This is a genomic window from Spirillospora sp. CA-128828 (genome assembly GCF_050945415.1).
Taxonomy (GTDB): Bacteria; Actinomycetota; Actinomycetes; order Streptosporangiales; family Streptosporangiaceae; genus Spirillospora.
On sequence record NZ_CP191986.1, the window covers coordinates 8,332,926 to 8,355,617 of the forward strand.

Sequence of the window (22,692 nt, forward strand, 5' to 3'; positions counted from 1 at the left end):
GCATCTCAGGAGTCCCGCCCGTGCTCGGCCTGGAAGATCTCGCGGTCGAAGCGTTCGATCTCGGCGCGCGGGTACAGCACTCGCGCCCCGACCTTGACGCCCTTCGGCCCATAGCCGGTGTGTCGCCAGTAGCGAACCGTGTTCTCGTTCGTGCGGTAGCGCTCGGCTACCTCCGGCACGGTGAGGAAATCGGGAATCATGACTGCGCCCCGACACGAAGCACGGCGAGGACCTCGGCGAGGTCGAACTTCGCCTGTCCTCGCACCCGGTAGTGGGGGATCTCGCCAGCGTCCGCCATCCTTCGAACTGTCCGGGACGACACACCCAGGACCTCGGCCACCACGTCGATGTGGACGAGTGGACTGTCCGGGGCAACCTGTGCCGCTTCCATTCGCGCCACCCTTCTGTATGTCTCTGAGATGACGCGTCATTGTGCATGACGCGTCACAGCAGAGAGATACCGGTCATGCGTCCCGCTTGTCAATCCATGGCAGGCCGTGTCATGCTCCATCGTGACCAGACGGCGACCAGGAGCTAGACGTGCGGATTGAAGAGATCGTTGGTGGACGCCTCCGCGAGAGACGGGAAGCGGAAGGGCTGACGCAAGAGGAGTTCGGGGCAGAGCTGGCGAAATACCTCGGCAAGCCATGGCCACGGCAGGCTGTCAGCACCGCCGAGAAGGGACACCGGTCCTTCACGGCGGCCGAATTGATGGCGTGCTCCATGGCTTTGCGGATCGGCGTGGCGGATCTCTTCAAGCCGCCGTTTGGGGCGTTCGAGCTGACATTCCCGTCCGGCCTCACGATCGCCTACGACCCGAGCGCGCACCCCGACGAGTCACCGGAGATCGGAGAAGTACGCCGATCACTGACCAGCTTCATTGAGCACGCGCGGGAGAGTCAGCGGGTCACGGGCGAAGCGCTGGCGTTCGCGAAGTGGCTCTATGACGACCTCAACAAAGCGACTGCCAGTCGCAGCGCCTCCCGCGCCTCGCGAGAGGAGTAGCACCGTGGGACGCCCTCCGCTGCCGGTCGGCACCGCCGGGAAGATCCGGTTTCAGAAGCTCGGGCCGCGCCGGATCCGGGCCCGTGTGAACGTCCGGGACTACGACGGCGAAACCCGGGAGGTCACCCGGTTCGGTCCGACGCAGGCGGCGGCCGAGCGGCGGCTGAAAGAGGCGCTGCGCGACCGTGACGGCGCCCTGGTCGACGGCGAGATCACGGCGGACACCCGACTCCGCGACGCGGCGAAGCTCTGGCAGGCGGAGATCAACGACTCGGAGACGCTGACCCCGCAGACACGCGAGATCTACGACCGGGCCCTTACCCGGATCCTGGGCGGACTCGGCGGCCGACTCATGCGCGAGATCGACGTGCCCACCTGCGACAAGTTCATCAAGGCCGTCCGGCAGAACCACGGGCCGTCAGCGGCGAAGACGACCAAGTCCGTGCTGTCCCTGCTGCTCGGCATGGCCGCACGACACGGCGCCCTACCGGCGAACCCGATCCGCGACACGGCGAAGATCTCGACGGGCCGCAAGGCTCGACCGCGCGCCCTCACGCCGGACGAGCAGGCCGTGATGCTGGTGAAGGTGGCCGGCGACGAGCGCGCGGCCGAGCTGGACGTACCGGAACTGGTCGAGTTCCTCGACGGGACGGGGATGCGGATCGGTGAGGCGCTCGCCGTGCGCGCTGAGGTGGTCGACCTGGGCGCAGGGGTGGTCGAGGTGTGCGCGACGGTCGCGCGGCTGAAGGGCAAGGGGACCGTCCTGCAGCTCCACCCGAAGACGGCGGCGGGGTGGCGGGTCATCGCCCTTCCCGGTCACCTGGTCGAGCTGTGCCGCCGCCGTATGTCGATGTCGTGGCCGCACGCCGAACGCGAGATCACGGTCATGACGGCGGACGGCGAGGAGACGCGGCGACGGTCCGGTGACGTCGGCCTGCTGTTCCCGGGCCTGTTCGGTGGCGTGCGGAACCCGAGCAACGCCAACCGGGACGTCAAGGACGTCCTCACCCGGGTGGACGCCGAGCGGTTCGGGTGGGTCACCTCGCACACGTTCCGGCGGACGGTGGCGACACTGCTCGACGACGCCGGGTTGTCCGCCCGTGCGATCGCCGATCACCTCGGGCACGCCAAGCCGAGCATGACCCAAGACGTCTACATGGGGCGCAACGTGGCGTCCGCGCGGGCGGCCGAGGTGCTCCACCGGGAGGCGTCCTAACATGGGCGTAAAGTGGGCGCGCATGCAAGAAGCCGCCGACCAGAACGTCTCTGATCAGCGGCTTCTTGGGCCGTGGAGGTAGTCGCGTCCTACTCGAACACATACGCCCGGCTCAGAGCACTACATTCGAGGCTTCACGACCACGCGTAACCGACGGAAGCCATCAGTTCGCAGGGCCTCGCGGGTCTGCAGGACGTGGATCGTCAGTTGTGGGCGGTAGCTCTTCAAGAAGAGCAGCGGCTACCCAAATAGCCACTTCGATGGCCCAATGTCAGGTTCTCCATAGACGGCTGGCCGTCGTTGGCTTCCCATCAGTACGTGCACCTGATTTCTGAGTCGGAGTTCCCCGCGTCGTATCGGGCTGCCGATCGCTGCGCGCAGGTAGGGCAGCAAAGACTTCTGATGGCCACCAGGGTCCGGTTGGTCGCGCTTGTCGCCGCAGCGGTCTTCGGCACCCTGAGCCTCGAGGGCGGGCGCGTGGACCTTGCCGCCTTCGGGGCCACCACAGCGCTGATCGTGGCGCTGGTGACCGATGTCTATCTGCTGACCGTGCGGCCGGACCGGCATTGGTACGCGGCTCGTGCCATGGCCGAGTCCGTCAAGTCGTTGGCGTGGCGCTACCTGGTGGGGGGACGTCCCTTCGCGCAGGGCAACGAGGAGGGGCGTCAAGCCGATGAACTTCTGCTGCGTCGGTTCAGCAACATCACCAATGCTCTCCGGGGCGTTGTCGTGGCGCCGCCCCCCGAAGGCGGCCTGGAGGTCACGAGCGCGATGCGGCAGCTAAGAGCGCTGTCATTGGACGAAAGACGGCATGCCTACACACTGGGCCGGATCAATGATCAGCGTTCGTGGTACGCCGCTCGGGCGGTCCTGAACGAGCGGCGAGCCGCCAGGTGGTCGGTCGTGCTGGCCGCGGTCGAGGCGATCGGCCTCGTCTGCGCCGTGCTGAAGGTGGTGCAGTGGGTCGACATCGACCTGGCCGGGGTGGCGGGAGCGCTGGCCGCTGCCGGTGTGGCCTGGCTGCAGACTCGGCAGCATCATCAGCTGGCCAGCGCCTATGCGGTCGCTGCGCATGAGTTGGCCGACATCGCCTCGCGCGCGGACTGGCCCGAGACCGAAGCGGAGTGGGCCCACTTCGTCGACGAGGCGGAGGAGGCGATTTCCCGTGAGCACACCCTCTGGTGGGCATCGCACAGCTGACACCCCCGGCCGGACAGCGGCGGAACGGCGCCGAGGCGAGGACGGTGATCGTGTGGTGGCACGCATCGCCATAACCGGCCATCGGGATCTGACCGCACAATCGGCTCGAACGGTGGAGGCGCAGATCCGGGATTTGCTCGATCCCCATGCCCCGGAGCTGGTAGGGGTCTCCTGCCTCGCGGAGGGCGTCGACCAGATCTTCGCGACCGTCGTCCTCGAACTCGGCGGCACACTGGAAGCGGTGGTCTGTGCCGCGGATCGCCATCATGATCTACCGGCGTCTGCGCGCGGGCTTTACGACCGAATGCTCGCCGAGGCCACTGAGATACACCAACTCCCGTTCGCCAGATCCACGTCCTACGCGCATCAGGCGGCGAACCTCGTCATGCTGGAGTCGGCGGAGGAACTGATCGCGGTCTGGGACGGTCGGCCGGCATCGGGACGCGGTGGCACGGCGGAGGTAGTCGAAGAAGCTCGGCGACGAGGTATCCCGGTCCGCCTGGTCTGGCCACCGGGCTCCGCCCGTTCCTCCGGAACATGTTCGGTGCAGCCGACCTGAAATTGAGCGGAGCCGCACATAGTCGAATCGTCTGTTAGCAACAAAGAACGAAATATTGCAGCACATCGGTTATACTCGATGCGCATGTGTCGCGTGGGTCTGTTCACTGAACTAAAGACGGGATAAGCCTTGGATCGCACAAGAGTATTTCTCGCCTGGTCTCAGCAGGTTTCCGAGGAGAGTGCCCTGAACAAGGCGCTCAACATCGTGCGAAAGCAGCTCGCCGAGCGCGATCATGCCGTCTACGACTGGAGTCAGCAGCAGCATATACGCAATATCGGTGCAGAAATAGAGAATCAATTGCACCAGTGCGACCTGGTGATTCTGGAGGGATCGTCGGGTCGGCCCAACCTGGCATTCGAGGTCGGTTTTGCGCGGCGTGCCGACATTCCGGTCATCGTCTTGAAGCAGGAGGGCTCGGATGCCCTTCCTGAGGACTACGGCGCTCCCAAGTACCTGCAGTATCCGAACGACGCGAGTTGGGAGGCGAACTTCAAGCGTTTCGAAGCGGATCTGCGCAGACTGCTGGATGCGCTGCAGAGCGGCGTACTCAGTCCGGGACATCGGGAGCTTCGCCGGGCACGCACCGAGTTCCACCACGGCGTGCAACAGGTACTGGACAGCTATGATGGCGATCATGCCCACCTGCATCTGATGGATGGCCTGATCAGGGCGATGGCAGGAGGAATCCGCGAAGGCGGGCAGTCGGTCATCACCGCGCATTCCGACTACTACGTGCGGATGTTCAACGCCCTGCAGAAGCGCACGAACCTCCAGGTTAAGGCGATCGCCGACCTCACCGATGACATCGAGCCGTTCTGGAAGTCCAGCAAGCCGGATCTGAGCACTCCTGTGGGTGAGCGCGTCTTCCTTGTCGACTGGCGGCTGTTCTTTGAACGCGAGGCGGAACTGTCACGCTACATCGACACCTGGCGCAAGGAACTCCTGCGGCACAAGGACTACAAGATTTTTGTCGCCACCAAGGATGACATCGACCCGCGTGCCCGGCATCCGTTCAGCACGGAGACGGTCGGCCTGAACCTGCTGCTCATCGAAGACGACGCCACCTTCGGCGGCTACCGCCGGAGCCGGGACTCGAGGGAGCAGCAGACGTTTGTCGTGGAACACGATGAACACCGATGCGAGAACGCGCGGCTGTTCTACAACGCAGTGGTGGAGGGCGCGGTCCAGTTCGACTCGGGCGACGACTTCGTGAGCCTGAAGAGGAAATGGCTCGGTAAACACCGAATCGGCCAGTGGGACTTGGCGTGGAATCAGCAGACCGAGCGGCGGCCGCCCGCCTATTTCGACCGGTACGACCAGCACGTTCGATGCTGGATTCCGCTCTACAATGAGCTCATATCCGAATGCGCGGCGGCAGTAGCCCGCGAGATTCTGCATATCCGCCAGGGCACCGGTAAGCCGGTGAACCTGCTGGAGATCGGTCATGGCACGGGCAGTCTGACCGCGCTGATCCTGCCCTGGATCAAGCATCTCAGTGAGCCCTCCGAAGCTCTCGGCGACCTCCCGCCGGTCGGTCACTACTATGCGCTGGACCGTGCCGAGCAGATGCACAACATCGCCCGGGAATATCTGGGTGACGATGTAAACGCCCGAGTTCACCTGCTCAAACAGATTGCATGGCAAGGCGTGCGTGAAGATCTCCGCCACGATGTCATCTTCGGGTCCCTGGTGATGCACTTCATGCTCGATCGCGATGCTGGACCCGCCAGCGCCGATTCTTTCTTCAAGGAATGCCTGCGACGACTGCAGCCAGGTGGGAGTCTGGTCTTTTCCGATTCTTTCGGCATCGACGAGAGTTCGGGAATGGACTCGGAGGAGGCCACCAGGCAGTGGCGTGAAGCCATGATCACGCATGGACTGTCGGAAGATTACGCCAGCGGGTTCATCGGCGGAAATTCGGACATGATCGGCGCTTTCTCCTGTGAGGAACTCAAGGAGAGCGCCACCCGGAACGGGCTGGTCCCCGTGGGCGAGCGTTCGATCGGCGCCATACCGTTCTTCAAGGTAATGACCTTCCGGTGCCCCCCTCAGGGCGCCGGGTCGACCGATATTCCGGCGATGTAGCCCACGGCCAGTGCTTTGGCCGCGGCGGCCACGGCAGCGTCGGGTGGCAGAAAGTCAGACTGATGCAACGGGACCGGCTCGAATCCCGGCGCACCGCGCAGGCCTACGAAGATCATGAGCGCCGGGCATACGGTCCTGTAGTGGGCGAAGTCGTCACCGCCGCAAGAGCGCCAAGCGGGTGCGAGCCGGAAACCCGTGTCCGCTGCTAGCGCTCGAGCAGCGAGGGCCGTCCTCTCGTCGTTGACCAGCGCCGGTTCGTTCTTGGGGAACGTCAATACGGCGCTGCAGCCGTGCGCGTCGGCGACGTGGGTCGTCATCCGCGTCACGGCTGTCCGGAGCCTGTCCTGATCGCGCTCGTCGAGCGCACGGAAGGTGACCTTGGCCTCAGCCAGGTCGGGAATGATGTTCTCCGTCGAGCCCGCTTGCACGCATCCGACCGTCAACGTTGCCGCCCGGGTCGGATCCACCTGGCGTCCGACCAGGCCGTTCAGCCCGACTACAAGGTGGGCCAGCGCCAGCACGGGATCGGCGGCCTGATGGGGGTAGGCGGCATGCCCCCCCACGCCTTTGATCACAATGTGCACTGCATCGGCGGCGGCGTTGACGGCCCCCGGCTCAATCCCGACAGCGCCCCAGGGCAACTCCGGATGGACATGCGCGGCGATCGCGGCTCTCACGCCGACCGCCAATTCCGGATCGCTGACTAGCGCCAGCGCCCCGGAGGGATGACGCTCCTCGCTGGGCTGGAAGACCGCGGTGAGCCTGGTCGGCAGATCGTCGTGCATTCGGTGAGCGGCGCGTACCAAAGCGACCAACGCCGCGAGATGGACGTCATGGCCGCAGGCGTGCATGTACTCGCCCATGGCGGCGTACGAGGCCCCGGTCCGTTCTCTGATCGCCAGGGCGTCAAGTTCGGCCCGTACCCAGACCGTGTCGAGAGCCGCGTCGCCAACCGACACCAGCCGTCCGGTCCCGGCGAAGCTGCGCCCCTGGAGGGGAAGAGAGCCCTCCACGAGCGCGATCGTGGCGTGCTCTTGCGATCCGAGTTCCGGGACGCCGTGGAGCCGATGACGCAGTTCGACCGCAGCCGGGATTTCGTCGTCCAGAAACCTGAGCAGTTTCTGAAGCGTATCGATCCCGGGCGAGGGCGGACCAGAAGAACCGTCGGTGGTCATGTCACGTCGCCCTATCCCTTGCATCAAAGCTCAGGATGACAGGCAGGCCGAAGGCTGCCAAGTGCCAGATCTCCGGGTGATACCTAACGCTCCTCGGCGCAGAGGACGCCTCCCGCTCCTGGCATCAGCCAGGGCGACCCAGCGGCCGACCGCACGGATTGAATGGCGATGTCCCGCTCCCAGGCTGGCCCTTGTGGGCCGGAACTGGATGCCCATCGCCAGCGTCTACTCGATGAACAGCCAGACAGGCAGCGTTGATGAGCACCGCTACGGCCAGGTCGGGCACTGCACTACTTGGAGACGGCGCACATCCTCAATATCGACCGGCCACGGCTTGTGCGCGTCAGTGGCGCAGCAGCTCGGTGACGCAGGCAGAGCCGAATCCGCACGTTCCTTCTCTCGACCCTCAGCAGAGCTGGCCGAGAGCTGACGGCCGCAACCAGAAGCGGTCCGGCCAAAACACAAGTTTCGGCCGGACCGCATCTTGGGTGGAGGTAATGGCTTCCTACTCGAACACATACACCCGGCTCAAAGAGCTAAGCGAGAGGTTCAGCATACTAAATGGCAGTCAGGAGACTCTGCTCGTGGCCTGGTGGCAGACAGGGGCCGGTCCAAGGGGCGGCGGCGACCGGTAACCGGTCGGGAGAGCGGTGCCGACGCGGCGTCCAAGACGACCGATCCACCGCCGCACGGTGGTGGCACTCCAGCAGCGCCGCGATCCCTCCGGGACGGACGAGTGCGCGACTCGTCGTCGATGGCCGGCAGTCATGTCGTTGCCCTTGATTGCTCGGTGACCGATCAGTCGGGCCTGAATGTATGGACGGTGATGTCGGAGGTGTCGGTGCCAGTCGCCCGCAGTAGTTCGAATGCGATGCGCAGTTCCTTCTGCCCCATGCTTTTACAGTCCAGCCGGGTCTTGCGGGCGTTGTAGGCGGAGTTGTTGTTCAAGATCCACCGGCCGGTGAGCAGTCCGTCAGAGTCGATCTCTGGTCTGAGTTCCCCGCCGATTCGGGCCGGCGGTCGGAGCCGGAGCAGTCTGGTCACCCGGTCATACGATGCTCCCGCCGCGAGATCGGCGTGCTTGAGCCCGTGGTCGGGGCGCCCTCTGCCCTCGGGGTAGACCCGCCTAGGGTAGAGGCTTGCATACGACGGGTCTTGCTCGGGCGCGATACGGATGTCGCCCCGAGCGTCGATAAGCCATAGGAAGGTCAGCGACAGGTCGAGCATGCTCACCTCCAGCGGCGCTCCTTGCCGGATGATCTGGACGGTGGGCGGCGAAATATAAGGCCGCTCGAACCCGCGTCTGCGGACGAATATCCGGCTCGGCCTGCCGAGCCGGTCGAGCAACTCGCCACTCCATCTCGGCGAGATCCGGTCCCGCTCGACGAAGGGATTCAAGACGATTCCAACCTGCGGTTGCACGAAAACCGCCACAACGGCAAGCAAAGGCACTCTTCGCGACACATTCTGAGTTCCACTCCGGGCGAGACGAACCGAATCCTTCTCAATACCGTCCGGAGAACCTCTGACCGGACCAGCACCATGGGCGATCCTGAATCGTTACAGCAGTGCATCGAAGGTCGGAGATTCTCAAATCCTGTCTACGTCGATGCCGACGACGCCGGACCGCAGGTCTCAGGCGACGAGCCTACCGAGGTCTTCGCGCCCCTCATGAACGCGCACAAGGCCGCAAAGCACAACGGCGGTGCCGCTGCCCTACTGGGCACCGTCACCGCCGTCACTGACGACAACTCATCCTCGGCGATGCTCGCACCGCGCTTGCCGGCGGGTGTTCGAGTAACGCGTGCTCGAAGCGGGTGAACGTGCCGCCGATGCCGTCGGCACACCTGTTCGTCAACCTGAGCGGACCCGCCCGCCTGTGGGATTCCGATCCTTCGGTGCCGCCGGCACGCCGGGACGGCTGGGGTCGACGCCCAAGGGTCCACCCTCCTGGCGTACCGCTTCGAGCGGACACGAACGGCCCAACCGGATCTTGTTGTTTTGCATGCTCGCGGACCCGCTGACGGGCTCTTCTTGAGGCCCCGTGCGGAGCTGGCTTAGAGGTCCTAACAAAATGATCAGCGGACGAGGCGTCGCCAGCAGATGATGGCTGCGGCTACATCCGGTCTGCACGGCATCTTCGGATGGAACCAGACCCTGGTGGCCGTCGCCGTCGCCCTCGCCGCCACGGTGCTCGCGATCTACGGGTACGACTGGCTGCACCGGCACACGCTCGCTCGACCTCGCCGACGAGGAACGGGCCCGCGCTCGCAGCGAGACTGTACTCGCCGAGACCGGATCCGTCCGATGACCTGACGGAACAAGGAGTCGCATGTCCAGGTCTCAAGCAAGTCGACTGAAGTCCAGCTCGCCCTTGCCCTGTACAGTGAGGTGATCTCAGCGAATCACCGGGCGTAGCCGTGTTCGAAATGGGTGAGGACGAGTGCGGCTTTGGCGATGTCGCCGATTCGGCTGGGGCTGGCGGTGATGTGCTGCAGGATGCGCCAGCGTTGGGTGAGCAGGGCGAAGCCGCGTTCGGCCAGGCATCGAAGGCCGCGCAGCAGCGCGTTGTAGGTGCGGGCGTCGGCGTCCAGGACCTGGCCGCCGGAGGGGTGCTTGACCGGGGTGAACACCCCGATGCCCGCGCCCTGGTATCCCAGGTCGGCAAGGGTGGGCAGGTCGTCGGCCGCCGCGGCGTACAGCGCGCCCAGCTCGTGGGTACGGGCGGCGGTCAGGTCGTGCACCGAGCCGGGCTCGACGTCAGAAACCCACAGGGGAAGCCCGCAGGGCGCCGACACCGCCTGGATATTGCCGCCGTGGTGGTGCGCCTTTCCCGAGTACCAGGCGTCGATCGTCTCGCCTTTGACGCTTTGGGTCTGCTGCCGGCAGCGGTCGGAGCCGATGATGGTGCCGTCCAGTTGCACGTGCGGCAGTCCGTCGTCTTTGGCTCGTTGCAGCGCGGTGTGCAGGTCAGGGGCCTGGGCGGCGAGCACCTCGATCGCCTCACCGATGTAGCGGTAGGCCGTCGCCCGCGATATCCGGTGGTCACGGCCGAGGGCGGCGGGGTCGGTGCGGTCCCGGAACCATCGCAGCACCAGCACCGCTTCCCAGAAGCAGGTCAGCGCCCTGCTGCCCTTGGGAGTGCGCCGGTATCGGCGTTCGGCGGCAAGCAGCCCGGACACATGCAGAACCAGTTCCCGCGAGACGTCGAGCGTGGCACGATAGCTGATCACGTGGAGCCTTCCGGCGTGAAGAGAGCTTGTGGTGAGACCTCTTCTACCGGGGGCTCCACGCCCTTTCCGGGCGCCGCCTGATCGTCCGCGTGTCCGCCCTCAAAGCCTCGTTCGTGCCAGGGAAAGCGTCCTTGTCCGGATCGATTTCGCTGAGATCACCTCAGTCTCTTATGTCCGACACGAAAAGCGTGTCGGTTTTCGCGCAAATAAGAGGGTGATTAACATGAATCAGAGCCACCCGCCTCCCCGGCTTCGGGTGTTGATAACGACGAATGAGCCCTGGGGCACCTACCACGTGCAGCCACTGCTCCACGAGGCCGAGCGGCGCGGCTGGGAGCTCATTCAGGTGGTGCCCGACGTGTCGCGGATCAAGCCCGGGGATCCAGTGCCTGCCGCGACACCGCAAACGGCGCCGCCGGCCGATCTGCTCGTGGTCGCCGGGGCCGGTGACTGGCCGGTGGAGGTCGCCGGTCGATTTCCGAGGCTGCCCCTGGCCGCCAGCGAGCTCGCCTATCTGGGGCCGCAGGAAGCCGCCGGCGCCGGGCGGCTGCGCCCGCGGCTGCGGGCGATCACCGCCGCGTCGCAGGGGGCGGCCCTTGCGTTCGCCGGCCATCTCGGCACGCGGCGGACGATAACCGTCGTCGGTTCCCCGCGGACCGATGATCTGCCGAAGCGGGTGCCCGAGCCGGGGCTGGTACTGGTCCTGACGAGCGTCACCCACCCCGACTCGACAGGTGAAGCGGCGCCCGGCACAGATCTCCTGCTGGCGGCCGCGGAGGAACTGCGGACGGCCGGCAAGCGGATCATGGTGGGTCTGCACCCGAGGGAGGACCCCGCGTTGTGGGCCCGCCATGAGATCAGCCAGGTCTCGTCGCAGACTGCCGCGGCACGTGCTGAGGCGACGATCGGGATTCCGGGAACGGTGTTCCCCCTGATCGCCGCCGTGGGCACACCTCTCGTGGGGTGCGCCGATCCCGCACTGAGGGTTCCCGACTATCTGCTCACGGTCTGTTCGTCCACCATCGATGATGCCGCGCTCGCGGTATCCGCGGTGGACAATGCCCGACTTCCGGCGTCTGAGACGCTGCGGGAGGGCATCGGGCCGGTCGGCGGATCGGCGGGTCGCCTATTCGACGTCTGGTCGAAGGCGGCACGAGGGGATGTCGTCGAATCGGCGTGACCCTTCGTCCCGGCTCCACCCCTGTGGTCACCCACTTGGGGTGGAACACCCGCTGCTCGGGCGGACCGGTCGCATGCCGGTCCGCCTGGGCGGTTCTCTCGCCTCCCTCGCCGCGAACGGCGGGAGGAACCCCGTGTCCCGGCGACCGGCATCATGCCGTCATCGCCGGACGCTTCTCGTCGCCGTTCCGAACACAGTTGGCACGGTCTTCCGTGGCCGTGCCTCACGGCCCGGAAGAGGCCGTCTGCGGGGATTGACACTCCCGACGGTCGTCCGGACCGGGCCCTGCCTAGTTTTCTAAGATCAGTGGACGTGCCGAGCGACGTGGGTCAAGTGGGATGACGCCGCCGTGACTCCACCCCGTTAGCCGTTCAGCACCGGCCTGAGCGGGATGTGGCCACCGTGGCGCCAGGCCGACCATCAGCCGCCTGTCACTCTTGTGAAGGGCGATTCCACGGCTGATTGCTTCCGCCTGCCGGAAGGTCCCAGACGCGCATAGTGCCGTCCCTGCCGGCGCTGATGACGACGGGCCGACCCCGCAACTCGGTGAACCGGACGGTGGACACTTCTCCGATGGCACCCGGGAACTCGGAGCCATGCGCTGAGTTCGGCTCTCCCAGGATGCGACGTTCCGCAACATCCCATATGTAGACCATGCCGTCTTCGCCGCCGGTCGCCGCGACCGCGCGACCGCCCACCACTGCAGCGTCGAGGCATACGATATCGCCGCCTGGCACGGTGACCGGGTCGGCCCACACGGGAGCGTCAGCGTCGCTCACATCGCACACCGCGAGAACCCGTTCTCCGGCCGCCACCAAGAAAGCCCGGTCTTCCACAGCGGCCAGTGCGAAATAGCCAAAGGCTCCGTCATCGATGCCGTCAGGCACATCGAGTTCGACGATCGGACATTCCTCCTTGATGTCCCACACGATGACGCCTCCGTCCACACCGATGGACGCGATGACCGCCCTGCCCCACAGCGTGCCCGCCGCAACGCTCCCGGCACATTCCAGTTCCGTCACCAGCCAATAGTGATCGTCTTCGTCCATGTACTCACCAGGCTCGTCCCCGTCGAGGTCGCCGGCATCGGGGGCGTCTTCCTTGTGTGCCGGCCCCTGGACCTCCACAGCCGGACCGGTCCCACCGATGACGAAGAGGGTTCGTCCGCCGAGCGTTGCCGCGCGAGCCCAACTCACACCTCCGCCGTCCGCTCCCTCCAGCACCGCACCGGTTTCCAGATCCCACTGCGCGAAGTCCTGGTGCTCCCCGCCACCGCCGACCACGATCCGCCCATCGACGACGGCTGCGCTGATCTGACTGAGCTCAACGAAGGGGAATTCTCGGGACGGGACATCAAGCCGATGCTCGGCCCATTGATCAGTCGTCGGGTCCCAGGAGAAGGCGCGGTGTTGGTCGGTACCGATGACGAGCAAGTGACCGTCACGGTCGACGAGGTCGAAATCGAGGAGGGGACTGTCAGAGGGCGCCCTGCTGGTCACGACGGCTCGGAGTCCAGGCATGAGCGCATCATAGACACCGAGCCCGACGATCACGGTCGGCCGCCAAAGGACATGATGGCGGTTACTGACGCACCGACGACGCCATCGCCACGGCAGGGCTGGCCGGCCTGAGCGGGATGTGGCGGCCGGCAAGGCCGAGCAGACGACAGCGGCCGCCACAGCAGCTCGGACGCACAACGGCCCGACCGAAACACACGTTTCAGTCGGGCCGTTATAGCTGGTGGAGGTAGTGACGTCCTACTCGAACACATACCACCAGGTCAGAGAGGCGTTCAACCGGATCCTCGCGGCACCTGTTCGACGGACACCGAAGGCTAGGCCGTCCTAGCACGGGGTCTGCACGGGCTTCGAGACCCGTCCTTCCGCGCACCGGTAGGTGTGATCGGCGGGTTTCGAACCAAACACTCCGGATTCGGGGCCCACGCGGAGCTAACGCATGCATGATGGCATCGTGGCGAACCAAACTGCCGGCGAGTGGCTCAGTGCCCAGGCTGCAGCGCTCAAGTACATCACCGAAAACCGGAAGAACATCGTGGCACTCGCTGAGGCCCGGTGTCCTCACGAAGGTCGCTTGCTAGCAGCGATCTATCCCGTGAGGGGGAAATATTGGCTGTGGCGTGTTGGAGAGCACCTGACACGCGATCAAGTAGTCAGGGAACGTCTCGCCATGGCAGCGATGGAGTACGAGACCCTGATTGAGAACGGCACACCCGGCGAAGAGGCCTGGGGACTGACCTTAGGACCGGCCAACAGCCAAGATCTGGGAAGCCGTCTCTCCGCCTCGCCCCCACGGGTTGTAGGACCGTGCATGGTCTCCCCCAGTGATTACGCCCCTTCCAGCTTGGCTGAACTACGCAACGATCTCCCAAGGGGCGACTTCGCTAGCTGCGGCAAGTGTCGACGCACCTTCATGATCCAGGTCCCGGTGATGGTCTACGCCGCTGGATACGGCCTCATGAGGCGAACGAGAAGACCTATGATCGTCCACCCTGGCAAGGTGAACCCCCTTCATCCTGGTGACAGAGACCCTAAAGGCGTCCAGGTGTACGGGTTTGATCCTCCCTGGTACCCGTCACCCTGGCGGATCATTGGACTGCCCGGCGAGTAGCTCATGTATCTTTGGCTATGACACCTTAGATAAGCGCGTACGTGGCTCGTCGAACCTGTCCGTGACTTAGCGCATCCGGACCGAACCCGGAAGGGGTCGGTTTCGCATGCTCGCAACAGTGTTCGTGGCGATTGCACTTTTTGGCCTTCTTGGTATTGCCGTGCTGGCCGTCGTCTACACCACGGTAAGGCGCATCACCCCCGAGTCACTCAAGATCAGCGGAACCATCACTCGCTGGGCCTCATTCACGATAGAGGTTAAGGCGGCCAAGGATTCACATCGTCTCCGTGCTCCTCACGCAAAATCACAAAAATCCGACAGCCGAGCCAGGCGAAAACGGTGACGCATGGTGCGCTGGTATGCCAGCCATTGGGTTGCTAATCGGACAGACAGGGTGAGACAACCCTAAAGACCCCGCCCGCCCGGCGAGTTCTGACCGGGCGGGCACTGGTACCCCTCCTGTCCCGGCACACATCGGTGACACCTATGTTTAATACGTGGTTCAAAGTCCTCGATCAGCTTGGATCTAGCGAATCCTTAGCCAGGTTGCCCAGCGAGCCGAACCGCCCTGCTGGCGCACTGCTCCCGGCGGCATCAGAACTCACGCACTGACGGGTTATTTGCATCACCGATGCCATTCTCCGACGACCGATGCGCTCGCAACAACAGCACGGATACAGATCCGACAACGAGCAAATATCAGTAACGCACTGACTGGCCGCTCATCGCCGAGAATTCGATGAAAATTGGAGGCCCCTAAAAGCCCTGTGGCACCAGGCCGTGAAGGGCAGTCAGCAGTGACGGTAGTGTCTTTCCTAGATAAGGATCTTACATCGCGTCTTATCTGACTTCAAACGGTTCCTCGGTCGAGCACTGAATCCTTGAGCATCAGGGCTCCACAAGTTCCGAAGCGTGCTCTATAGTGCTGTCATGCCGATATCTCAACGGGACCTTCTAAGACAGTATGGGGCAGCCGTACTGTCCCGAAACGCCTCGCTGTTCGTCGGAGCAGGGATGAGCCTCGATGCAGGCTTTCCGACCTGGGGGCAACTTCTGGCTACCCCACAAAAACAAGCGAGCATCCCTAACATGACAGATATGCCACTCCTGGCGCAATACTATGTACTGTTAACACCCGGGGGCAGGGAGGCCCTGGAAACCCATATTCTCACACAGATGAGCCGCGTCACCGCGAATCCCACAGAAGGACATCGACTCATCGCAGACCTAGCGATCGACGACATTTGGACGACCAATTACGACTGCCTTCTGGAGGAGGCAATCCCTGGCGCGCGGACAATCTCCCGCGAAGAAGATCTAACGGAACGCCAAACCATGGCACGGCAACGCATTACGAAGATGCATGGCAGTCTGACAAGAGAAGTACCTATCGACTGGCTGCAAAGCCCCACAATAACGCGATCCGATTATGAGATGTATGAGAGAGAACACCCGCGTAAATGGGCATCACTGAGAGCCAGCTATATGACGCGCGCATTTCTGTTTCTCGGCTTCAGCTTCTCAGACCCCAATATCGACATCCTACTGCGACTGTCCCGTACGATCCTGAACATCGGTGGACCTGAACACTTTACAGTTCTAAAAAGACCAGCAGGAGGCGACGACGAAAGACTACATGAGTTGCGTGTAAGGGACCTGGAGGATTCTGGAATTGGTGTGCACGAAATAGCTGAGTATAGCCAGATAGTTCCCCTACTTCAGCAGCTAGTACGTCGCACCCGACAACCCCTCCTTTTCATATCTGGGAGCGACGGTACTGCGCCTTCAGAAGTCCAAGAACTCGGCAAGAGAATCGGTCATCGCCTTGCAGAGCTTGAACTAGAAATGGTTTCTCTAGCTGGACCTGCTGGGTTCGCAGTGTCCTTCCCGTTCGGCCACGCGTTGCGCGCGAACTCTCGCTACTTGCCGGAACGAATCAAATTCTATTTCCGTCAGTCTAAAGAAATCCCACCGATGGTCCCTCATCGGATGGGTACTGCGGTCTACACAGGATGGAGTAGAGAGAAAATGCTCGCCGATGTGCTACCCAGATGTCGAACCGTTCTAGTTCTTGGAGGTGGTGACAGGACTTTCGAAGAAGCAGAAATGGCCCGACAAGCACAGATTCCAATCGTTCCAATACCCACGTCGGGTGGGACAGCTGCGCGACTATACGAGACGGCGAGTATCAGTGAATTGCTAGGAGCGGACATCACCCATGAGGATCAGCGGGACTGGGAGAATCTAAATGACCGCGAACCCGAAATCGTCGCGACAGCTGCATCCCACTTGGTGCGTAAGATGATGTTCTTGGCATCGCCATAATAGGTCTGTCGGACCCAGAGGGTAGGGTTTCCCCATGACCTATGTAACAACCGCCCACGCTGCCGTCCTGGCAGCTACTGAGGTGGTTCCTGCGGACTGGCGAGACCTCGCCGTAATTCTTAGACGGTACGGAGGCCCTGAGGCTCTTCTTTCTACGAAATCAGTCGGCCGTGGCCATGATGCGGACCTGCTGGAATACATAAGACGAGCCATTGATCCCGCAAGGGTCATACACTGGCAGCACCAGCTTGATAATTTGGCTAGTGGCATGCCTGATGTCCGCTTCGTAACGGTAGATAGCAAGGACTACCCCACCAACCTAAAGACAGCTTACGGTTGCCCTCCTTTCTTGTTCGTGCGTGGAAACCTTCACGAGGATGAAGAAAAGGCCCTCGCGATCGTGGGCAGTAGGAGTGCAACAGCTTCAGGTCTAGCAGTAGCCCATAACGTTGCTGAAGCAGCTGTTCAGAGCGGCATAACTGTGATCTCCGGTCTGGCAAGGGGTATCGATGCAGCTGGTCACCGGGGAGCAATCGACGCTGGCGGACTCACAATCGCCGCTATCGCAGCCGGCATCGATCACCCTCTAAACCGTGAAAGCGATCTGGCTGTCGCGGAGCTTATTAATACGAGCGGAGCAATCGTCTCACGATTTCGCCCCGGCTCCCCGCCTGTTAGAAGCGCCTATCTTCAACGGAACGGCGTTATAGCTGGGCTATCGCTCGTGAGTCTGATCGTGGAAGCGGACGAGAAGAGTGGAACCCGTAATGAGGCAGAGCACGCGCTTCACCAAGGACGAAAGGTACTGTTTTGGAAGCCTCATTTCGATCACAGGTCTTGGATCAATCTTTATTCCTGCGAGCCACTTGTGAAGTTGGTGGAAACTGAGGAGGATGTAGTGCAAGAGGTCTTGGCCGCTGCAGAAAGATCCCATCATGAATGATGCCGAACTCGACCAATGGGCCGCACTACTAAAGCCGCATCTGGTGCCGGTGCCTTACGCCGGAGAAGGCGTCTGCCATGTATGTCGAAGCTGGAAGTTCCCGGAAGAATCAGTTTGCAATAACTGCGCCCAAGTCATTGAAGAGTTGACGTGTCCATGCCCGAAATTATTTCCGATGTCGCTGTACATGAAGCCGTCAAATCTCCGAGACTGGCTAAAATTTTACAAGCCTAGCCCTGAGGGATTTATTCCAAGCCACTGCGATAACATCACGGCCATACTAGCCTTGGGAATCAAAAGGAATTTGGCGGCTATGGAAACCGTCATGGGATCATGGGATGAGATAGTAGTAGTGCCTTCCACTCTAGCGCGCCCTTCTCACCCGTTAGAAACACAGCTGGAACGGGCTGGGCTTGGGAACCGCTTATCGAGACCTCTCGTCCGTACTGAGGTTCCCCTTAGCCATCGGACGATGAGTGATGCCGGATATCGAACTTCGAAGGATGTCAGCAGTCATCGTATATTGCTGGTCGATGACGTCTACACCACCGGTGCAAGAAGTCAAAGTGCTGCCTCCGCACTCCAACTTGCGGGGGCCACTGTTGTAGGTATAGTAACAATTGGCCGCCGCATCAACCCAGATTATAATGAATCAAGCGCTATGTTATGGCAGGCCCAATGCTCCCAGAGCTTCGACTTCAGTCGAATCTTTGACGCTCACGAAGCAGTTTAGGGCTTGGTGTCATCCTCAACGCTCACAGAAACAGTCCGCACATAAGTGGGGCCATGAGGGAAGGTCTTGCCACTTGAGACACGCAATGCACATGCCCCCTCGATCATTTGGTGAGCGATCCACCGCTGATCAACGAAGGGTGCGAAGAGAGCTGCCCTGCCCAGAAATTCCATCAACTGCTTCTCGCTAAGTAGATCGTCGCCATAGAAGTGATAGGAATTTCCAGAATTGAGGAGTGTCCCACTAGCGGGCATTCTTGTGAGAATGTCGACGGCAAGTTGTTCGTTCTCACTGCTCGGTCGAATGCGAAAATCCAGCATCGGGATATGAGCATACCCGGACCGCGACTGAAGTCGTACACGAGAAGATAGAGCTAGGATTTCGTCTGAACCCCGTGCGGCCGCCAGACGCCTTATGTTCTCAATCGTCAGGTCATCGGCTGGCACATCGATGTGCTTCGCGTGGCGGGACATAGATTGGTGATTGGCCGCAGAATCTAGGACTAGCTCTAGGGTCTCACCTCCTTCGCGGCGCGCGAGAAGAAGTACCGCCTCCCAAAATGGGATTCGATACTTTTTTCTGAGGCCTAGGGCTTCATCTACAATATGACGAACTGGAGGTGCGTTGACCACACGCTCGCCGGCGGATACGTTGCTAAGGATGTGGAAACGAACAGAATGCAGAGTTTTATCGACTCCGATCAAGTGCGGAATGTAATCAATCGCATCCTTGATCTCATGGTTTTCTGAAATAGTCTTCCTGTTCATTCCGTTCCCTCTAATTTCAGTCTTACTTCAGTCGTCCGAGAGTGGCTCGCGGGTGCGGTAGTCGACGTGGATGAGCTTGCCTAGCCTCAGCGAGCTGTCCAATAGCTTGGCGCTGACCGCCTTCTCCAATTGCTCCCGGAGTTCAACCATCTCAAGTTCGCTGCCCCAAATCGACGCGAATATCTCCTCTGGTGGCAGTTCGATACCCACTGCTTGGGGCCGTATAGCCTCAAGGCTGGTCGTCCCGTCTTCCTGGACATCGATGGTGTAATGAACGTCTATCTCCGGCATCTGCCTGATCTGCCGACTCCGCTCTCGGCGAGCTTTTGCTCGCGCATAGCGGGCAGGGGCGACATACAGGTGTCGAAGCATGTCTTCAGCCAAGGCAATCGCATCTTCGGCTTCCTCGTCGGTGGCGAACACGGTGATGTCGTGGGCACCGTCGTTACCTACCTCCTTGAGGTGGATAGCCCAGTCAAGCAAATCCGCGGTAATCGCTCCAACGGCGCGTAGATCTTGCAGTTTGGCATGTAGGGACCGGTGACCGCCGTTGCCTGTGACGTTGGGTATGCCGCGATCGGCGCACAGTGCTTCAAGGGTGCGACGCACCATTACGGTCGCCGCAGTATGTGCTCCCGCGTGGTGGCAGAGACGGGCTTCGGCCAGGCTCGCTGCGAGCGCTGCCGGGATCGCAGGATCTAAATCACTTTGGCGAGCTGGAGGCCAGAGTCGCTCAAAATTCCCTGGCGAACCTGTCAAAACAACCCGCTGGCAACAAATGGCTCTATCCGAGCCAATGTCACCGCTGGGGGCTTGACAGATGGCAATAACAAGTCCTTCGCGCTCGAACTCACCTGCGGTCGCCTCAAAAGACAACCCTCCACGGACCCCGCAACTTGGGCAAGGGAGATCGTTGAGGTCGTTCTGAAAAAGGCGCACGTTATCGACTGTAACGCGGATGAGCTTCACGCGCTTCCGAGTCCGAGGTTCAGTACGCAGAACGCTTCAAGTTGGCCATGACCGGCCGTGCTTGAGGATCGGGAAGTGCAAACTGTGTGCCCGGCGTACGGCTGGCCCAGGAGTCCGGGCCCCCGGCGTCAGCGGGCTTCATGTATCCGCGAAGAGTGTTCAGCGGTGCACGGGGTGACTCGACCTACCGCAACTCAGGGATGGGCTCGCTCAGGCCTGGGCTTGTCGTTGCCTCCTAGACGTCTCACCGAGGTCGTCCCGGACGTAGCCGGTCACGGCGACACCGTGTGTTAGACACTCGCGCAGCGTTGGACGATGAGCGGAGGCACCAGAGGATCTCTTGCAGACGGTGACAGCTTGATTGCAAAGATCAGGTGTTTCAGTTGCGTGACCCCCTATCGGCTACCAGGATAGATTGACAATGGTTTTCATCTCCAGATTGGGGGGATTCGTGAAAGTTGCGTTCGTGGGCAAGGGCGGTAGCGGGAAGACCACTACGTCGTCGCTGTTCATCCGGCATCTGGCTGCGGAGGGGGTGCCGGTGGTTGCGATCGACGCGGACATCAATCAGCATCTCGGCGCGGCCCTGGGGCTCAGTGATGAGGAGGTCGCCAGCGTGCCGGCGCTGGGGGCGCACCTCGACGTCATCAAGGAGTACCTCAGGGGCGACAATCCTCGTATCGCGTCCGCGGCTCAGATGGTGAAGACGACGCCACCAGGGCGCGGCTCGAAGCTCCTGCGGATCGGGGGTGACGACCCGATCCATGCCATGTCACGTCGGTTCGGCGACGTGACCTTCATGGCCGCCGGCCAGTTCGACGACAAGGACCTTGGGGTGTCCTGCTACCACGGGAAGACGGGAGCGGTTGAGATGTACCTCAACCACCTCGTCGACGGTCCCGGAGAGTACGTCGTCGTGGACATGACGGCGGGAGCGGACACGTTCGCCTCTGGGCTGTTCACGCGGTTCGACGTGATGTTCCTCGTCGTCGAGCCGACCAGGAAGGGCGTTGCCGTCTACCGGCAGTACACCGACCACGCGCGGGACTTCGGGGTGAAGATCGCGGTCGTGGGCAACAAGGTCCAGACCAGCGACGACGAGGCGTTCCTACGCTCGCAGGTGGGGGATGACCTGCTGACATGCATGGGGCATCAACCGGCCGTTCGGGCCATGGAGCAAGGTCGTCCCTTCAACCTCAGCGCGCTCGACGGTTCCGGGCGGGAGGTGCTCCGACGCCTTCAGGCCGAGGTGGACGCGCAGCCGAAGGACTGGGAGAAGTTCTCTCGGCAGGGAGCGGAGTTCCACGTCAAGAACGCTGAGAGCTGGGCCAACAAGTCTGTGGGGGTCGATCTCACTACTCAGATCGATCCGGAGTTCAGTATGGCCCTCGAAGCGTCGGTGTTGGGCTAGCGGCTCTGGGATGCCGGACGGCTCACGAGGTCGGGGCTGAGCTGTCCGGCGTCTCCTCGATGAACACTCGTACGGCGGAAAGCCGGGTGGGAGGGTCAGGAGTCGCCTAATCAGTCGACAGGGTCTCAGCGGCCATCCTGAAGGTTTCGGCTTTGTCCCAGTGAACTTGTGCTTCGTGATTTTCCCGCAGCAGGATGCAGCGGAATGAGGATTCCATGTGCATCTCGCTCTGTTGGGTCAGATAGAAGCGCAGTAGGGGGCGGAGGGGGCACAGCAAGGCGTAGCGGAGGCGAGGCATTCGAGTACTCCGGTAATCCGGAACCCCCGACTCTGCGCGCCTTCTTGGCGGAAGTCGGGGGTTCGTCTCGGGTTTCAGCAGAGGTACATTCGGGCTCTGAGTCTGTGCTCGACGTTTTCGACGGCTCCCTTCGCGTCTCCGCAGGGGTAGATGTGGCCGCCGGTTCCGTGTCCTTGTCGAGCTTCGTAGTAGCTCCATCGGCCGTCGGGTTCTGCTCGGACGTGAACCCAGACCTCGACGTCTTCCGCACCAGGGGCGTACACCCGCAGGACTGGCAGCGAGATCGGGAACCCATCGGGGCGGTAGAGGCGGACGCATCGCCAGCCGGACGCTTCGAGCACTACGGCGAGCCCTTCCAGGTACCGCAACGCGGTGTTGTGGCCGATACGGGTACGGCATCGAAGGGTGTGGCGCTCGACGAGGGCGCGCGCGCGGGTGACCAGCTCCCGCCCTAAGCAGCGACGCGCGCCCAAACGATCTTGCCTCCTTCGGCGATCGGTCGCGTGCCCCACTTGAGCGCGATGCCCTCGACGGCCAGGAGTCCTCGGCCGTTGAGCTGGGTGTCGCTTTCCGGACGAACTACTGGCGCTCCGTCGCCCTGGTCCCACACCTCGATTACAGGGATGCCGTCGCTCTCGTCTCGGTAGACGCGGACGACGATCTGTCCGGCGCCGTGGAGAAGGGCGTTCGTGACCAGCTCCGAGACGACCAGACGGCCGTCGGAGTCGTCCTCGATGCCCCACTCGCGGAAGCGTTCGGCGAGGAAGCGGCGCGCCATGGCCGGCGCGTTCAAGGTGGGATCGAGGATGAGAGGCGGGGTTTCGGGGGCGAGAAGGGTTGCGTGCATCGATACGACCTTTGGAGTGTCTCCGGATGTCGGATGGAACCGGTGTTGATCACCGGGCGGTGGGCGGGTGTTCGCCATGGGGAACTGTCGCCTCCGGTTTCCTGTTGAAATGCCG

At 62.6% G+C, this 22,692-nt stretch carries 21 protein-coding genes; 12 read left to right on the plus strand and 9 right to left on the minus strand.

Annotated elements, in window-relative coordinates:
• Positions 1-5: 5 nt before the first annotated feature.
• A complete protein-coding gene (locus ACQPXG_RS40060) occupies positions 6-200 on the minus strand; it encodes a helix-turn-helix transcriptional regulator (protein WP_433464363.1) in 195 nt (64 codons plus the stop codon).
• The gene (locus ACQPXG_RS40065; protein ID WP_433464364.1) at positions 197-391 is read right to left on the minus strand and encodes a helix-turn-helix domain-containing protein; all 195 of its coding nucleotides are present in this window, start codon (positions 389-391) and stop codon (positions 197-199) included. Before ACQPXG_RS40065 ends, ACQPXG_RS40060 begins: the two co-directional genes overlap by 4 nt.
• A gap of 149 nt (positions 392-540) precedes the next feature.
• Here ACQPXG_RS40065 and ACQPXG_RS40070 point away from each other — a divergent pair, with 149 nt between their 5' ends.
• The 5 genes from ACQPXG_RS40070 (at position 541) to ACQPXG_RS40090 (ending at position 6,068) form a co-directional block, all read left to right on the plus strand.
• Complete coding sequence (locus tag ACQPXG_RS40070; protein ID WP_433464365.1) at positions 541-1,005, plus strand: helix-turn-helix domain-containing protein; 465 nt, start codon at positions 541-543, stop codon at positions 1,003-1,005.
• A gap of 4 nt (positions 1,006-1,009) precedes the next feature.
• Positions 1,010-2,221 (plus strand): tyrosine-type recombinase/integrase, encoded by a 1,212-nt coding sequence (locus ACQPXG_RS40075; RefSeq protein ID WP_433464366.1) that lies wholly within the window; start codon positions 1,010-1,012, stop codon positions 2,219-2,221.
• 318 nt (positions 2,222-2,539) lie between these two features.
• A complete protein-coding gene (locus ACQPXG_RS40080) occupies positions 2,540-3,421 on the plus strand; it encodes a DUF4231 domain-containing protein (protein WP_433464367.1) in 882 nt (293 codons plus the stop codon).
• Between the two features lie 55 nt (positions 3,422-3,476).
• Positions 3,477-3,980 (plus strand): hypothetical protein, encoded by a 504-nt coding sequence (locus tag ACQPXG_RS40085; protein ID WP_433464368.1) that lies wholly within the window; start codon positions 3,477-3,479, stop codon positions 3,978-3,980.
• Between the two features lie 129 nt (positions 3,981-4,109).
• Positions 4,110-6,068 (plus strand): hypothetical protein, encoded by a 1,959-nt coding sequence (locus tag ACQPXG_RS40090; RefSeq protein ID WP_433464369.1) that lies wholly within the window; start codon positions 4,110-4,112, stop codon positions 6,066-6,068.
• Here the strand turns inward: ACQPXG_RS40090 and ACQPXG_RS40095 are convergent.
• Entirely contained in the window at positions 6,032-7,243 is a 1,212-nt protein-coding gene (locus tag ACQPXG_RS40095) for a M20 metallopeptidase family protein (protein WP_433464370.1), read from the minus strand. The two genes, ACQPXG_RS40090 and ACQPXG_RS40095, sit on opposite strands and share 37 nt — an antisense overlap.
• Positions 7,244-8,041: 798 nt before the next feature.
• Entirely contained in the window at positions 8,042-8,677 is a 636-nt protein-coding gene (locus ACQPXG_RS40100; protein WP_433464371.1) for a hypothetical protein, read from the minus strand.
• 108 nt (positions 8,678-8,785) lie between these two features.
• Between ACQPXG_RS40100 and ACQPXG_RS40105 the strand changes: the two genes are divergently transcribed.
• A complete protein-coding gene (locus tag ACQPXG_RS40105; RefSeq protein ID WP_433464372.1) occupies positions 8,786-9,064 on the plus strand; it encodes a hypothetical protein in 279 nt (92 codons plus the stop codon).
• Positions 9,065-9,346: 282 nt separating this feature from the next.
• Complete coding sequence (locus ACQPXG_RS40110; protein ID WP_433464373.1) at positions 9,347-9,559, plus strand: hypothetical protein; 213 nt, start codon at positions 9,347-9,349, stop codon at positions 9,557-9,559.
• 89 nt (positions 9,560-9,648) lie between these two features.
• Here the strand turns inward: ACQPXG_RS40110 and ACQPXG_RS40115 are convergent, their stop codons facing one another.
• Positions 9,649-10,476 carry a transposase family protein gene (locus tag ACQPXG_RS40115; protein ID WP_433464374.1) on the minus strand — a complete coding sequence of 276 codons (828 nt, stop codon included), beginning with the start codon at positions 10,474-10,476 and terminating at the stop codon, positions 9,649-9,651.
• A gap of 223 nt (positions 10,477-10,699) precedes the next feature.
• Here ACQPXG_RS40115 and ACQPXG_RS40120 point away from each other — a divergent pair, with 223 nt between their 5' ends.
• Positions 10,700-11,656, plus strand: a complete 957-nt coding sequence (locus ACQPXG_RS40120) for a hypothetical protein (protein ID WP_433464375.1) — start codon at positions 10,700-10,702, stop codon at positions 11,654-11,656.
• Positions 11,657-12,087: 431 nt separating this feature from the next.
• On the opposite strand, the gene ACQPXG_RS40125 is transcribed toward ACQPXG_RS40120, so the two are convergent.
• The gene (locus tag ACQPXG_RS40125; protein ID WP_433464345.1) at positions 12,088-13,209 is read right to left on the minus strand and encodes a hypothetical protein; all 1,122 of its coding nucleotides are present in this window, start codon (positions 13,207-13,209) and stop codon (positions 12,088-12,090) included.
• A 1,181-nt stretch (positions 13,210-14,390) separates the two neighbouring features.
• Here ACQPXG_RS40125 and ACQPXG_RS40130 point away from each other — a divergent pair.
• The 3 genes from ACQPXG_RS40130 to ACQPXG_RS40140 all read left to right on the plus strand — a co-directional run bounded on the left by ACQPXG_RS40130 (position 14,391) and on the right by ACQPXG_RS40140 (position 17,552).
• On the plus strand, positions 14,391-14,627 hold the full coding sequence (locus tag ACQPXG_RS40130) for a hypothetical protein (protein ID WP_433464376.1): 237 nt from the start codon (positions 14,391-14,393) through the stop codon (positions 14,625-14,627).
• Between the two features lie 671 nt (positions 14,628-15,298).
• Positions 15,299-16,609, plus strand: a complete 1,311-nt coding sequence (locus ACQPXG_RS40135; protein ID WP_433464377.1) for an SIR2 family protein — start codon at positions 15,299-15,301, stop codon at positions 16,607-16,609.
• A 34-nt stretch (positions 16,610-16,643) separates the two neighbouring features.
• Complete coding sequence (locus tag ACQPXG_RS40140) at positions 16,644-17,552, plus strand: DNA-processing protein DprA (protein WP_433464378.1); 909 nt, start codon at positions 16,644-16,646, stop codon at positions 17,550-17,552.
• Positions 17,553-18,281: 729 nt separating this feature from the next.
• Here the strand turns inward: ACQPXG_RS40140 and ACQPXG_RS40145 are convergent.
• Positions 18,282-19,052, minus strand: a complete 771-nt coding sequence (locus ACQPXG_RS40145) for a hypothetical protein (RefSeq protein ID WP_433464379.1) — start codon at positions 19,050-19,052, stop codon at positions 18,282-18,284.
• Positions 19,053-19,079: 27 nt separating this feature from the next.
• On the minus strand, positions 19,080-20,021 hold the full coding sequence (locus ACQPXG_RS40150; RefSeq protein ID WP_433464380.1) for a DUF4145 domain-containing protein: 942 nt from the start codon (positions 20,019-20,021) through the stop codon (positions 19,080-19,082).
• A gap of 451 nt (positions 20,022-20,472) precedes the next feature.
• On the opposite strand from ACQPXG_RS40150, the gene ACQPXG_RS40155 reads away from it, so the two are divergent.
• Complete coding sequence (locus ACQPXG_RS40155) at positions 20,473-21,432, plus strand: ATP-binding protein (RefSeq protein WP_433464381.1); 960 nt, start codon at positions 20,473-20,475, stop codon at positions 21,430-21,432.
• 749 nt (positions 21,433-22,181) lie between these two features.
• Here ACQPXG_RS40155 and ACQPXG_RS40160 read toward each other — a convergent pair.
• Complete coding sequence (locus ACQPXG_RS40160) at positions 22,182-22,577, minus strand: ATP-binding protein (RefSeq protein WP_433464382.1); 396 nt, start codon at positions 22,575-22,577, stop codon at positions 22,182-22,184.
• Positions 22,578-22,692 lie beyond the last annotated feature (115 nt).

What these genes read in the sequence shown, in the direction of transcription:
- ACQPXG_RS40060 (WP_433464363.1), bottom strand. Translation starts at nt 200, where the DNA reads ATGATTCCCGATTTCCTCACCGTGCCGGAGGTAGCCGAGCGCTACCGC.
- ACQPXG_RS40065 (WP_433464364.1), bottom strand. Translation starts at nt 391, where the DNA reads ATGGAAGCGGCACAGGTTGCCCCGGACAGTCCACTCGTCCACATCGAC.
- ACQPXG_RS40095 (WP_433464370.1), bottom strand. Translation starts at nt 7,243, where the DNA reads ATGACCACCGACGGTTCTTCTGGTCCGCCCTCGCCCGGGATCGATACG.
- ACQPXG_RS40105 (WP_433464372.1), top strand. Translation starts at nt 8,786, where the DNA reads ATGGGCGATCCTGAATCGTTACAGCAGTGCATCGAAGGTCGGAGATTC.
- ACQPXG_RS40110 (WP_433464373.1), top strand. Translation starts at nt 9,347, where the DNA reads ATGATGGCTGCGGCTACATCCGGTCTGCACGGCATCTTCGGATGGAAC.
- ACQPXG_RS40120 (WP_433464375.1), top strand. Translation starts at nt 10,700, where the DNA reads ATGAATCAGAGCCACCCGCCTCCCCGGCTTCGGGTGTTGATAACGACG.
- ACQPXG_RS40130 (WP_433464376.1), top strand. Translation starts at nt 14,391, where the DNA reads ATGCTCGCAACAGTGTTCGTGGCGATTGCACTTTTTGGCCTTCTTGGT.
- ACQPXG_RS40135 (WP_433464377.1), top strand. Translation starts at nt 15,299, where the DNA reads ATGAGCCTCGATGCAGGCTTTCCGACCTGGGGGCAACTTCTGGCTACC.
- ACQPXG_RS40140 (WP_433464378.1), top strand. Translation starts at nt 16,644, where the DNA reads ATGACCTATGTAACAACCGCCCACGCTGCCGTCCTGGCAGCTACTGAG.
- ACQPXG_RS40145 (WP_433464379.1), bottom strand. Translation starts at nt 19,052, where the DNA reads ATGAACAGGAAGACTATTTCAGAAAACCATGAGATCAAGGATGCGATT.
- ACQPXG_RS40160 (WP_433464382.1), bottom strand. Translation starts at nt 22,577, where the DNA reads ATGCACGCAACCCTTCTCGCCCCCGAAACCCCGCCTCTCATCCTCGAT.